This is a genomic window from Arthrobacter sp. H35-D1 (assembly GCF_030063185.1).
GTDB lineage: Bacteria > Actinomycetota > Actinomycetes > Actinomycetales > Micrococcaceae > Specibacter.
In genome coordinates this window covers 229543-241747 of sequence record NZ_JASISP010000003.1, presented here as the reverse complement: position 1 = coordinate 241747, position 12205 = coordinate 229543, and the positions used below count along the sequence as shown (strand labels likewise).

Annotated in this window: 9 protein-coding genes; 4 read left to right on the top strand and 5 right to left on the bottom strand. The window is 65.5% G+C overall.

The window, feature by feature from the left end:
- Positions 1-219: 219 nt before the first annotated feature.
- A complete protein-coding gene (locus QMG25_RS06275; protein WP_283458552.1) occupies positions 220-975 on the bottom strand; it encodes an SDR family oxidoreductase in 756 nt (251 codons plus the stop codon).
- A gap of 105 nt (positions 976-1080) precedes the next feature.
- Here QMG25_RS06275 and QMG25_RS06270 point away from each other — a divergent pair, with 105 nt between their 5' ends.
- Positions 1081-2481, top strand: coding sequence for an amidohydrolase (locus tag QMG25_RS06270; protein WP_283458305.1), 1401 nt, complete (start codon positions 1081-1083; stop codon positions 2479-2481).
- A 278-nt stretch (positions 2482-2759) separates the two neighbouring features.
- Here QMG25_RS06270 and QMG25_RS06265 read toward each other — a convergent pair whose 3' ends face one another.
- On the bottom strand, positions 2760-3461 hold the full coding sequence (locus QMG25_RS06265) for a transglycosylase family protein (protein WP_283458301.1): 702 nt from the start codon (positions 3459-3461) through the stop codon (positions 2760-2762).
- A 408-nt stretch (positions 3462-3869) separates the two neighbouring features.
- On the opposite strand from QMG25_RS06265, the gene QMG25_RS06260 reads away from it, so the two are divergent.
- Positions 3870-4688 carry an MBL fold metallo-hydrolase gene (locus tag QMG25_RS06260; protein ID WP_283458299.1) on the top strand — a complete coding sequence of 273 codons (819 nt, stop codon included), beginning with the start codon at positions 3870-3872 and terminating at the stop codon, positions 4686-4688.
- 205 nt (positions 4689-4893) lie between these two features.
- Here QMG25_RS06260 and QMG25_RS06255 read toward each other — a convergent pair whose 3' ends face one another.
- On the bottom strand, positions 4894-6054 hold the full coding sequence (locus QMG25_RS06255; RefSeq protein WP_283458297.1) for a cystathionine gamma-synthase: 1161 nt from the start codon (positions 6052-6054) through the stop codon (positions 4894-4896).
- A gap of 45 nt (positions 6055-6099) precedes the next feature.
- On the bottom strand, positions 6100-7485 hold the full coding sequence (locus tag QMG25_RS06250; protein WP_283458296.1) for a cystathionine beta-synthase: 1386 nt from the start codon (positions 7483-7485) through the stop codon (positions 6100-6102).
- 150 nt (positions 7486-7635) lie between these two features.
- Here QMG25_RS06250 and QMG25_RS06245 point away from each other — a divergent pair, with 150 nt between their 5' ends.
- Positions 7636-8055: a helix-turn-helix transcriptional regulator gene (locus tag QMG25_RS06245; RefSeq protein WP_283458294.1), complete on the top strand. Its 420-nt coding sequence runs from the start codon at positions 7636-7638 to the stop codon at positions 8053-8055.
- A 103-nt stretch (positions 8056-8158) separates the two neighbouring features.
- Positions 8159-8560 carry a VOC family protein gene (locus tag QMG25_RS06240; protein WP_283458292.1) on the top strand — a complete coding sequence of 134 codons (402 nt, stop codon included), beginning with the start codon at positions 8159-8161 and terminating at the stop codon, positions 8558-8560.
- Between the two features lie 129 nt (positions 8561-8689).
- On the opposite strand, the gene QMG25_RS06235 is transcribed toward QMG25_RS06240, so the two are convergent.
- Positions 8690-12136 carry a bifunctional proline dehydrogenase/L-glutamate gamma-semialdehyde dehydrogenase gene (locus tag QMG25_RS06235; RefSeq protein ID WP_283458290.1) on the bottom strand — a complete coding sequence of 1149 codons (3447 nt, stop codon included), beginning with the start codon at positions 12134-12136 and terminating at the stop codon, positions 8690-8692.
- Positions 12137-12205 lie beyond the last annotated feature (69 nt).

Here is a 12205-nt window from a genome sequence, read left to right as displayed (position 1 = left end):
GGTTCACCCCCGAGTGACGCGCACAACCGCTTATGCGCCAGGTTCAACCCCCAACCCAACGCATAACTAGCGGCACTTCACTTATGCGCAGGGTTCACCCCCGAGTGACGCGCACAACCGCTTATGCGCCAGGTTCAACCCCCAACCCAACGCATAACTAGCGGCACTTCACTTATGCGCAGGGTTCACCCCCGAGTTATGCGCATACGTGAGCAAAAGTCAGGCCGAGAAGCCGCCGTCGGCCTTGATCAACTGCCCACTGACCCAGCGCCCGGCCGGGGACAGCAGGAACCCGACGGTCGGCGCCACGTCCTCGGGCGTGCCGAGCCGTCCGCCCGGCTGCAACGCCGTCAGCTCGGCCCGCACGGCATCGTCCATCCAGCCGGTGTCCACGGGGCCGGGGTTCAGGACGTTCGCGCTGATGTGCTGCCCAGCCAATTCCCGCGCAGCCGCAATGACAATCCTGTCCAGCGCTCCCTTCGACGCGCCGTAGGGCAGGTTGAACGCCGTGTGGTCGCTTGTCAGCGCAACGACCGCGCCGCCGTCGTCCGTGGCCTGGCGGGCAAACGCCGCAATCAGCTGCCAACTGGCCCGGCTGTTGACGGCGAAGTGCCGCTCGAAGCTTTCCAGGGAGGTGTCGAGGATCGCCGAGTCCACCGACTCGCAGTGCGAGAGCACCATCCCCTGCAGCGGGCCGGCCTCCTGGGCGACCTGCGCGAAAAGATGCTCGACGGCGGAGGAGTCGGCCAGGTCTGCGGGCACGGCCCACACCCTGGAGCCGGCCGCAACAAGCTCGGCGGTGAGCGTGGCAATGTCCCGGGCCATGTCACGAGTTTTTGCGCCGCCGAACATGCGCTCGTCGTAGGGATGCCAATAGTTCAGGACCAGGTCCCAGTCGTCTGCGGCCAAGGCGCGGGCAACACCGGCACCCAGCCCAACCGTGCGGCCCACCCCAGTGATCAAGGCTGTTTTCATATGCATCGTCCAAGACTATGCCGGGCAAGCCGCGTCCAAAAGCATCCTGTGGGGGAATAAACGCGGTAGCTTGGAAAGGTCCCCGATGGCACGCGAAAGGCAGTCATGAGCAACTCACAGCCCACCCCCAACCCCGGATTCATCCCTGGAAGGGTCACGCGCCGGGCTGCCGCCCCCGCAGGAAAGCCCGGCTCCGTCCCCGTGAAGCCGGGCGGGCCGACCACCGCCAAAAAGGTTGGCAAGGCTGGTGGGAAAGGTGCGCCGGTGAAGCCTGCTGCCAACACGACCTCCATCAGCGCCGCCATCCACGAGGCCGCAGCCGCGGCAAAGCGGCGTGTTGTGGCCATCACGAACGCCCATGTGGTGCCGGTGGAAGGCGCACCTTTTGACGGAACCGTGCTGGTGGAAGGCGGAAAAATTCTGGGTTTGGGCGCATCGCTGGAGATTCCCGAGGGTGCCGACGTCCTCGATGCCAAGGGGCAGTGGCTACTGCCCGGCTTCATCGACGCACATGTGCATCTGGGCATGGACCCCGAAGGCGAACTGGGCTCCACCAGCGACGTCAATGAGATGACGAATCCCGTCATGGCCGGCGTGCGCGCCATCGACGCCGTGGACCCCTTTGATCCCGGCTTCGACGACGCCCTGGCTGGCGGCATCACCGCCGTCAACGTCAACCCCGGTTCCGGCAACCCCATTGGCGGACAGGCAGTGGCCATGCACACGCACGGGCGCTACATCGAAGAGATGGTGCTGCGCTCCCCCAGCGGGCTGAAGTCGGCCCTGGGTGAGAACCCGAAAACCGTGTATGGGGAGAAAAAGAAGACCCCTTCCACCCGCTTGGGCACGGCGCTGGTGATCCGCCAGGCGTTCATGGACGCACAAAATTGGATGGCCCAGCCGGAGCCGCGACCGCGCGACGCCCACATGGAGGCGCTGGCCATGGTGCTGCGCCGCGAGATTCCCTGGCGCCAGCACTGCCACCGCACCGACGACGTCGCCACGGCCCTCCGCCTGGCCGACGAGTTTGGCTACGAGCTCGTCATTGACCACGGCACGGAAGCGCACCTGATCGCAGACGTCATCGCCGATCGGGGCATCCCGGTGCTGATCGGACCGCTTTTCACCACCAAGTCCAAGCCTGAATTGCGCGGGCGGTCCCTGGCCAACCCGGGCAAGCTGACCGCGGCCGGCGTCGAAATTTCCATTATCACCGACCACCCCGTGGTGCCCATCAACTTCCTCGTCCACCAGGCGGCCTTGGCCGTCAAGGAGGGGCTGGATGCGGACACCGCACTGCGCGCCATCACCATCAACCCGGCCAAGGTGCTGGGTTTGGCGGACCGGATCGGCTCGCTGAAGGCGGGCAAGGACGCGGATCTGGTGCTGTGGAGTGGGGATCCCCTCGACGTCATGTCACGGGCGATGAAAGTCTTCATCGGCGGCAAGCAGGTTTACACGCACGACGCCGAGACCCGGGTGGGTGCCGCAGCCTCCCGCGGGTAGAGGCCGGACAGCCAAGCGTCGCACCTGCTGCCACCTCCGTCCACGTCTCTCCGTATTCGACGGCCGGACGTGCACCAGCACGCCGAAGGGCGGCCCGCCACGATGGCGGGCCGCCCTTCGGCGTGCTGGTCGCGAGCTGCTGACCCTATGGGTTTATGTGGATGGGGCCACGCGCCCGAGGGTCCCGCTGCGAGCTTGCGAGCAGTGGGAGGGCGTGATTGGGGCCACGCGCCCGAGGGTCCCGCTGCGAGCTTGCGAGCAGTGGGAGGGCGTGGGGATTAGGCCGGGAGCTGCAGGACCGCGCCGGTGAAGATGAGGTCGGCGTGGATGACAGTGTCGGCGTTGGCCTGGTAAAGCGCCTGCCATCCTCCCTGGATGCCCAGCTTGTCAGCGATGGTCGACAGTGTGTCGCCGGACTGGATGGTGTAGGTCTCGCCGCTGAGTGCAACGGTCGCGGGTGCCTGCTGCACAGGAGCCTGCTGGACCGGTGCCTGCTGCACGGGAGCCTGCTGGACCGGTGCTTGCTGCACAGGAGCCTGCTGGACCGGTGCTTGCTGCACAGGAGCCTGCTGCACGGGGACAACCTGTGAGGACTGCGCAACTACGGGGGCCGGTGCCGGAACAGCTGCAGGCGAGTAGGCCTGGCCGCCTCCGCCGGAAAGTCCCAACTGTGCTGAACAGGACGGCCATGCGCCCCATCCCTGGCCGGCCTGGACTCGCTCGGCCACGGCGATCTGCTCTGCCCTCGATGCGTTCTGCGGTGCTCCTGCGCCGCCAAAGGCTGCCCAGGTGCTGGGGGTGAACTGCAGTCCACCAGAGAAACCGTTGCCGGTGCTGATGCCCCAGTCGCCGCCGCTTTCACACTGTGCCAGTGCGTCCCAGGTGCCGCCGCTTGCTGCGTTGGCGCCAGTTCCGGCAACTGCCAGTCCGCCTCCGACGAGGGCACCAACTGCCAAAACGCGGCCAAAATTACGAACCATTTTAGTATTCTTCATCGATGCGCTCTCCCAAAGGCCACCTCGCGCTCCATCCGTCCCCGGACATCTGTGCACCACCGTCCAACCTGTAAATATGGAGGTTGTTTCCGTGATCTACCACATGACGGTGTTGGTGTGGGTAGATCCGGGCAATCGTGGCCGCCAAGAAATGCGACCTGTCCAAACGGACAATACCAAGAGTAAAGCGAAACCAAATCGATATGCAAGTCGGCAAACTGTGACCTTATTGTCATAGTATTTGACAGGTTCATGGTGTATTTAAGCAAATCGCTGCCAGCAGACCAACTTCCCGCACACCTGTTCGCCGCAAGAGTTGACTGGTTGACTGTCTTATATGCCACTTCCCCTCCATGCAGTTTCGCCGGCCGAGGCACTACGCGAAGGAACACCATGACCATCTGGACGTGCGCCACATGCGCCATCGAACATACCGACACCACCGACCCCCCGCAGGTGTGTGAAATCTGCTCCGATGAACGCCAGTACGTCCCCGCCACTGGCCAGCGCTGGACCACCCGCGATGAACTCGAGGCGGAGGGATTTCGCATCACTGTGGTGGAGCTGGAACCCGGTCTCCACGCCGTGGAGACCATGCCGGAACTGGGAATAGGCCAACGCGGCCTGCTCGTGCAAACGGAGCACGGAAACTTGCTGTGGGAGCCCCCGGGATTCCTTGACAACGCTGGCATTGAGGCGGTTCGCGCCTTGGGAGGGGTCGCCGTCGTCGCAGCCAGCCATCCGCACCTGACCGGCTCCTCAATCCAGTGGAGCCACGCTTTTGGTCGCGCACCCGTCTACGTTGCCGCTGCCGACCGGCAGTGGATTCGCCGCCCGGACCCCGCAATCCGGTTGTGGGAGGACGTGGAGGAGCTTTTGCCGGGCCTGGCTATGCACCAGTTCGGGGGTCACTTTGCCGGCAGCAGCATGGTCCATTGGCTTGCTGGCGCACAAGGGCACGGTGCACTGCTGGCCGGCGACACCGTCGGTATCGGCCGGGACAGGAAGTCCGTGAACGCCATGCGCAGCTACGTCAACAACATCCCGCTGCCGGCCCGTGCCATCCGACGAATCCTTGACACCTCTGCGCCGCTGGCCTTCGAACGAATCTACGGTGCTTTCGCCACCATCGACGGCGGTGCGAAGGACATTACCGAGCGATCCCTGCGCCGCTACATCGACTGGGTCACCGACACTGTCCCCGACGAATAGGCCCGACGAACAGGCCACAACGGACACCCCATCCACCGACGCTCCTGCAGTTTTGGGCGGTTTTACCGGATCACTCATGCAGTTGCTGCGGAAGCGTTCGTAAAATCACCCCCGAAAGTGCAGGAGGGTCAGTGGGGAGGGGAGGGTGGGAAGGCAGGCTGCGGAGGGTGCGCTGCCGGCTCGCACACACGACGGCTCGCCGGTTCTAAAGGGCGTCTAGCGCTTGCTCCAGGTCCGCGAGCAGGTCCTCGATGTCTTCGATGCCCACCGAGAGCCGGATCAGGTTGACGGGAACGGCCAGCTCGGTGCCCTTGACGGAGGCGTGCGTCATCTCCGAGGGGTAGTTCATCAGCGATTCGATGCCGCCCAGCGACTCGGCCAGCGTAAACAGCGCGGTGGACTCGGCCACCTTGCGTGCGGCTTCCTCGCCGCCCTTGAACTGCACGGAAATCATGCCGCCAAAGCCGCGCATCTGCCGGGCAGCCAGTTCGTGGCCGGGGTGGCTGGGCAGGCCCGGGTACAGCACACGCTCCACTTCGGGACGCTGCAGCAGCCATTCAGCAATCGCCTGGGCGTTGAAGCAGTGCCTGTCCATGCGCACGCCCAGCGTCTTGAGCCCGCGGGTGGTCAACCACGCCTCCATCGGCGCGGACACGGCACCGACGGCAAACTGCACAAACCCGATCTTCTCGGCCGCCTCGGCGTCGTTGAGAATGATCGCGCCGCCGGAAGCATCCGAGTGCCCGCCAATGTACTTCGTGGTGGAGTGGACCACCACGTCGGCACCGAGCGCCAGCGGATTTTGCAGGTACGGAGAGGCAAAGGTGTTGTCCACCACCAACAGCGCTCCAGCGGCATGGGCCACGTCTGCGAGCGCGGCAATGTCGGTAATTTTCATCATCGGGTTCGACGGCGTCTCGACCCACAGCATCTTTGTCCCGCCATCGGGTCCACCTGCGGCAACAGCGGCAGCCAGCGCCCCGGCGTCGAACATGTCAACGGCGGCGTTGGTGATGCCCCAGACCGACAGGATGCGGTTCAGGAGCCGGTAGGTGCCGCCGTAGACGTCGTTGCCCATGACGATGTGGTCGCCGGGGACCAGCAGGGCTCGGATCAGTGCGTCCTCGGCAGCCAGCCCGGAGGCGAAGCTGAACGCGAACTGCCCGCCCTCGACGCCGGCCAGCTGTGCCTGGAGCGCGTCGCGGGTGGGGTTGGTGCCGCGGCCGTACTCGTAGCCGTTGCGCAGCTTGCCGATCCCGTCCTGCGCGAACGTGGTGGTTTGGTACAGCGCGGGGATGACGGCACCGGTGGTGGGGTCCGGTGTCTGGCCGGCATGGACGGCGCGGGTGTTGAAGCCTTCAGTCATGATGTTCTCCTTTTAGGACGGTCGTGTTAAATCAGTAGTGCCAAGTCAGTGGTTGAGATAGTTCAGCAGGTCCAGGCGGGTCAGCACCCCGACGGGCGATCCGACGAATGTCACCATCAGCGCATCCACGTCCTGCAGCTTGGCGCGCGCGGCCGAAATGGGCTCCAGCGAGCCGATGATCGGCAACAGCGGCTGCATGTGGTCGGTGATCTTGTCGGTCAGTTTCGCCTCGTGCCGGAACAGCATGCCTGTCAGCGTGCGTTCATCCACCGAGCCGAGCACCTCCCCCATGACCACCGGCGGTTCCGCGCTGAGCACGGGAATCTGGGACACCCCGTACTCGGCCATCAGGTTGATGACGTCGCGCACCGTCTCGTTCGGGTGGATGTGCACAAGGTCCGGCAGCCCGCCCGTCTTGGCCTTGAGCACGTCGCCAATGGCCGGCTCGTCGCTCAGTTTCAGGAAACCGTAGGACTGCATCCACAAGTCGCTAAAGATCTTGCCCAGGTAGCCGCGCCCGCTGTCAGGCAGAAGCACGACGACGACTGCCTCCGGTCCCAGCCCCTTGGCGGCTTCCAGCGCAGCCACCACCGCCATGCCGGAGGAACCACCCACCAGCAGCCCTTCCTCCCGGGCCAGGCGGCGGGTCATGGCAAAGGAGTCGTTGTCGCTGACGGCGATGACCTTGTGCGGGACGGAGGGATCGTAGGAGCGGGGCCAGACGTCCTCGCCCACGCCTTCGATGAGGTAGGGGCGGCCGGTTCCGCCCGAGTACACGGAACCTTCCGGGTCCGCGCCGATGATCTGCACCTCCCCGCCGTCGGCTGCCGGGCGGTCCCGGGATGCTTCGCGCAGGAAACGGCCGGCGCCGGTAATGGTGCCGCCGGTTCCCACGCCTGCCACAAAGTGCGTGATGCGCCCGTCGGTGTCCGCCCAGATTTCCGGGCCAGTGGTTTCGTAGTGGCTCAGCGGGCCGTTTTGGTTGGAGAATTGGTCGGGTTTGTAGGCACCCGGAATTTCCTGGGTCAGCCGGTCGGAGACCCCGTAGTAGGACTGCGGGCTGCTGGCGGACACTGCCGACGGCGTGACCACCACCTCGGCACCGTAGGCCCGTAGGACCGAACGCTTGTCCTCGCCCACCTTGTCGGGCACCACGAACACGCACTTGTAGCCGCGCTGCTGGGCCACCATGGCCATGGCGACCCCGGTGTTTCCGCTGGTGGGTTCCACCACGGTGCCACCCGGGAGGATTTTTCCTTCCTTGGCAGCCTCGTCGAGCATTTTCACGGCAATGCGGTCCTTGGCGGAGCCGCCGGGGTTCATGTACTCAAGCTTGACAAGCACTGTAGCTTGGAGACCCTCGGTGACCTTGTGCAATTTCACCAGCGGAGTGTTGCCAATCAGGTCCAGGACGGAGTTCGCGTACTTCATAGCTCCCAAGGTATCCTCCCGGCCGGGAAAGTGACCACCGATCGTTACGTCCGCTGACGCGGGCACGCGATCCTTTGGCTGCCATGCACCGCCCGCACTCCCGCTTCCTGATGCTGCCGCCGCGCAACCAGGAGCTGGTAACCTCGGGCCATGACACCGGATGAGCTGGCCGACCTGGCCCACCTGCGACGCGCGCGGGACATGATCGACAGGGATTACGCTTTGCCGCTCAACGTGCCAACCATGGCCGCCCGGGCGCTGATGTCCACCGCTCACTTCTCGCGCAAATTCCGTGCGGCTTACGGCGAAACACCCCACAGTTATCTCATGACCAGACGCATTGAACGCGCAGCGGCACTGCTGCGGGCGGGGTCGTCGGTGACGGAGGCATGCATGGCCGTGGGCTCGACGTCGCTGGGTTCCTTCAGCACCCGCTTCACCGAAATTATGGGCGAAACTCCCAGCGCCTACAGCTCCCGGGAGCACAGTGCCATCGAGGCCATGCCCCCGTGCTTTGCCAAGGCCACCACGCGGCCCACGCGTGGCGCCGCCACAAATGGCAACCAATAATCCGGGCCTCGTTTCCCAGTCATAGGCGCAGCTCACGGGCTCGTCCAACCAGCAGAGCAGAAATGAAGAAGCGCAACGGCCGGGTCCACGTTAGTTTTTTTCCATGGCTATTTCACTTCAGTACACACATGTCACCGTCCACGATGCCGAGGCATCCATCGCGTTTTACCGTGATGCCCTCGGCCTGAACGTCAGCAATGACGTGAAATCCGGCGAATTCCGCTGGGTCACCCTGGGCACGGACACCCAGCCAGGCCTGGGCATTGTCATTTCCGAACCCCATGCGGGCCGTTCCAAGGACGACGGCGACGCGATGGCCGCCCTGCTCACCAAGGGATTGCTACCCATGCTCGTCTTCAGTAGCGACAACCTTCAGTCCCTCTTCGAGCAGGCCGTGGTGTCCGGCGCCGAAGTGCTCCAGGAACCAACGGACCAACCATGGGGCCCGCGCGACTGCGCATTCCGCGATCCATCCGGAAACATGGTCCGCGTCAGCCAGGCCTGAGCCGGGCTACTGCGCGGTCCAATCACATTCCCCACGCCCCCACACACATCGAAAGCGCAGTAGATTGCAATGTTCGCCACGAACATTGCAATCTACTGCGCTTTCGAATGGTTTCGGAGCGGGCTGGCGCTAGATCAGCCCGTCCGTGAGGTGGTTGGGCGTGCCAAAGCGGTGCGCGGTGATGCTGATGGCCTGCTCATGCAGGAACGGCAGCATCTCCACGCGACCGGCCTCCGTCACCTCGCCGGCGTAAATCGCCAGGTCCGGACGCCCTTCGCTGGCTGCATACAGGGCTGAAGCGTCGCCGCCGATGAGCCGAATGCGCCCGGCCCCGAAGCTGCGCGCCAACCAGGCAGCGTCGCCCTCCACGGTGACAGTGAGGTGTTCGCTGAGCAACAGTGCCTGCACTGCCTGTGGGAGAACGACGGCGCTGGAGACTTCCGGGGCGGCCCCGGCCCGGATGCCTGCCGCAAGCACGCGCAGCAGCTTCGCCACGGGTTCGCCTTCGCTCAAACGCACCAACGGATGCAGGGGACGGTAGCGGAACACATTGCGTTCGGCGGACAGCGCCGAGACGTCCTTGGCGTTGCCAAATTCCGTTGCCCAGGCCACCGCGTCGCTGTGCAGCGCCCGCTTCAGGAAGGCATGCTCGTCATCTGACAGGTTCGCGTCCGCATGGAGCATTTTGGTGGCCGCATCGCCCAATGGCGCCGTGGCCGAGGACGGCGCAGCACGCCAGTTGCCCAGTCCCACGAGGTAGTTGGGCCCGCCGGCCTTCGTTCCGGCCCCCACTGCGGATTTCTTCCAGCCGCCGAACGGCTGGCGCTGCACAATGGCGCCGGTGATGCCGCGGTTGACGTACAGGTTTCCGGCCTGGACGGTGTCCATCCACACGCCGATCTCCGCCGAGTCGAGGGAATGCAACCCGCTGGTCAGCCCGTACTCGGTGCGGTTGACCATGGCGATGGCCTCCTCGAGCGTCTCGGCCTGCATGACGCCCAGGACGGGGCCAAAGTACTCGGTCAGGTGGAAGGCAGAACCGGCCGCAACGCCGGTGCGCACGCCCGGGGACCAGAGGCGCCCGGTCTCGTCGAGCTGCCGGGGTTCAAGGGCCCAGGCCTCGCCGTCGTCGAGGGTGGTAAGCGCCGTGTGCAGCTTGCCGGCAGCCGGCTCGATGATGGGACCCATCTGCGAGGTGGCGGTCTCCGGGTAGCCGACGCGCAGGCTGGCGGCGGCGTCAAGCAGCTGCTTGTGGAAGCGCGCGGAGGTGGCCACCGCCCCCACCATGATGACAAGGGACGCCGCGGAGCACTTCTGCCCGGCGTGCCCGAAAGCCGACTGCACAACGTCCTTGGCCGCCAGGTCCAGATCGGCGCTGGGGGTGACGATGATGGCATTCTTGCCCGACGTCTCGGCCAGCAGCGGCAGGTCGGTGCGGAAGCTGCGGAACAGTTCGGCGGTCTCGTACCCGCCTGTCAGGATGACACGGTCGACGGCGGGATGGGACACCAGCGCCCGGCCCAGGTCGCGCTCGCCCAGCTGGACAAGGGCCAGCACCTCGCGCGGCACTCCGGCATCCCACAGGGCCTGGACCATGACGGAACCGGTACGCTGTGCCTGCCGTGCGGGCTTGATGACCACGGCGGAGCCCGCGGCCAGCGCTGCCAGCGTGGATCCTGCCGGGATGGCGAGCGGGAAGTTCCACGGCGGGGTCACCACGGTGAGCTTCGCCGGGACGAACGTGGCGCCGTCGACCGTTTCCAAGTCCTTGGCGCGCTCGGCGTAGAAGTGGGCGAAGTCCACGGCCTCGCTGACTTCCGGGTCCCCCTGGTCAAGGGTCTTGCCGGTCTCGGCGGCCATGACCTCCATGAGCTCGGCACGGCGCGATTCCAGGATGTCCCCGGCACGGTGCAGGATGGCGGCGCGCCCGGCCCCGCCCAGCTCACCCCAGGCTTTTCCATGCTCGACGGCGGTGTCCACGACGCTGTTCAGCCGGTCCAGTTCGGTGATGGTGGTGGCCGCGACGAGGTCGACGCCCAGCTTGGAGCCGGGGATGCGGGCCAGGATGTCCCGGCCCCAGGCTTGGTTGGCCGGCAGCGCCGGGTCGGTGTCGGCGGTGTTGACGAAGCGGTCCACGGGCGCCGGGGAGGAGGGCACATTGCGGTCCTGGACACGGTTGCTGGACGGCACTTCGGCGTCCACGCCCTGCAGGGAGGCCAGGAAGCGTTCCTTCTCGCGCTCAAACAAGGCATCGCTGTCGGTGAGCTCAAAAACGGCGGACATGAAGTTTTCCTGGCTGGCGCCCTCTTCAAGGCGCCGGACCAGGTAGGAGATGGCGACGTCAAACTCTCCCGGGTGCACCACGGGCGTGTACAGCAGCAGGGAGCCGATGTCCTGGCGGACGGCCTCGGCCTGACCTGTGGCCATGCCCAGCAGCATTTCGAATTCAAGGGCGCGGCTGGCCGTGTCGATGCCGCGCTGCTTGGCCAGGAGCCAAGCGTGGGCCACGTCGAAGAGGTTGTGCCCGGCCACGCCGATGTGGACGTTGGCCAGGTGTTCGGGTGTGAGCGCATAATTCACCAGGCGCTTGTAGTTCGTGTCGGAGTCCTGCTTGCTTCCCCACGTTGCCAGCGGCCAGTTGTAGACGGAGGCCTGCACCTCTTCCATGGGCAGATTGGCACCCTTGACGAGGCGGACCTTTACCGGCGCCCCGCCGTCGGCTGTACGCCGGGCCGCCCACTCCTGCAGCTCCATCAGGGCCCCGAGCGTGTCCGGCAGGTAGGCCTGGAGCACGATGCCGGCCTCGACGTGCTTGAACTCCGGCTTGTCCAAAATCTGCTTGAACACGGCGAGGGTCATGGTGAGGTCCTTGTACTCCTCCATGTCCAAGTTGATGAATTTCGGCTTGTCGAAGGAGGCCGCCAGCGAGTACAGCGGGCTGAGTTTTTCCACCACCTCCGCCACGGCGTCATCGAAGGCCCACGGCGTGTGGGGTGCCACGGTGGAGGATTCCTTGATCGAGACGTAGTTCACGTCCTCCCGCGCCAGCAGCGCCAAGGTGCCCTCAAGGCGGCGGGCGGCTTCGTGCTCGCCCAACACCGCCTCGCCGAGGAGGTTGATATTCAGGTCCACGCTGTCCTTGCGGATCTTGGCGATGGCCGGGCCCAGCTTGGCGGAGGTGGCATCCACAATCAAGTGGCCCACCATCTCCCGGAGAACCCTGCGGGCAATGGGGATCACCAGCCGCGGCAGGCGAGGGGCCATGATGCCGCCGAGCCGAACAGCCCCGCGCATGTACCAAGGCAGGAAGGCCGGCACCTTGGAGGCCAGTGCGGCCAGATTGCGCCCGGCCACGGCCACGTCTTCGGGACGGACCACGCCGTCAACAAAACCCACGGTGAAAGCCAGGCCGTTGGGATCCTTCAAAACCCCGGCCAGGCGTTGGGCGGAGACGTCGGCGGGGAACTTTCCCGCCTCGCTGAGCCAGTGTCTTACAAGGGCGATCGTCTCCTCGACGAGATCGTCGCCGGGAACCGGAATGCTTGCGGCTGTAGCCGCGGAAGTGGTGCTTGTCATGGTCCTTGCCTGGTTCATTTCTGTTGGTGCTCAAAGCGCTTGTTTTGGCGGCTTGCCTGCCACCAGTAT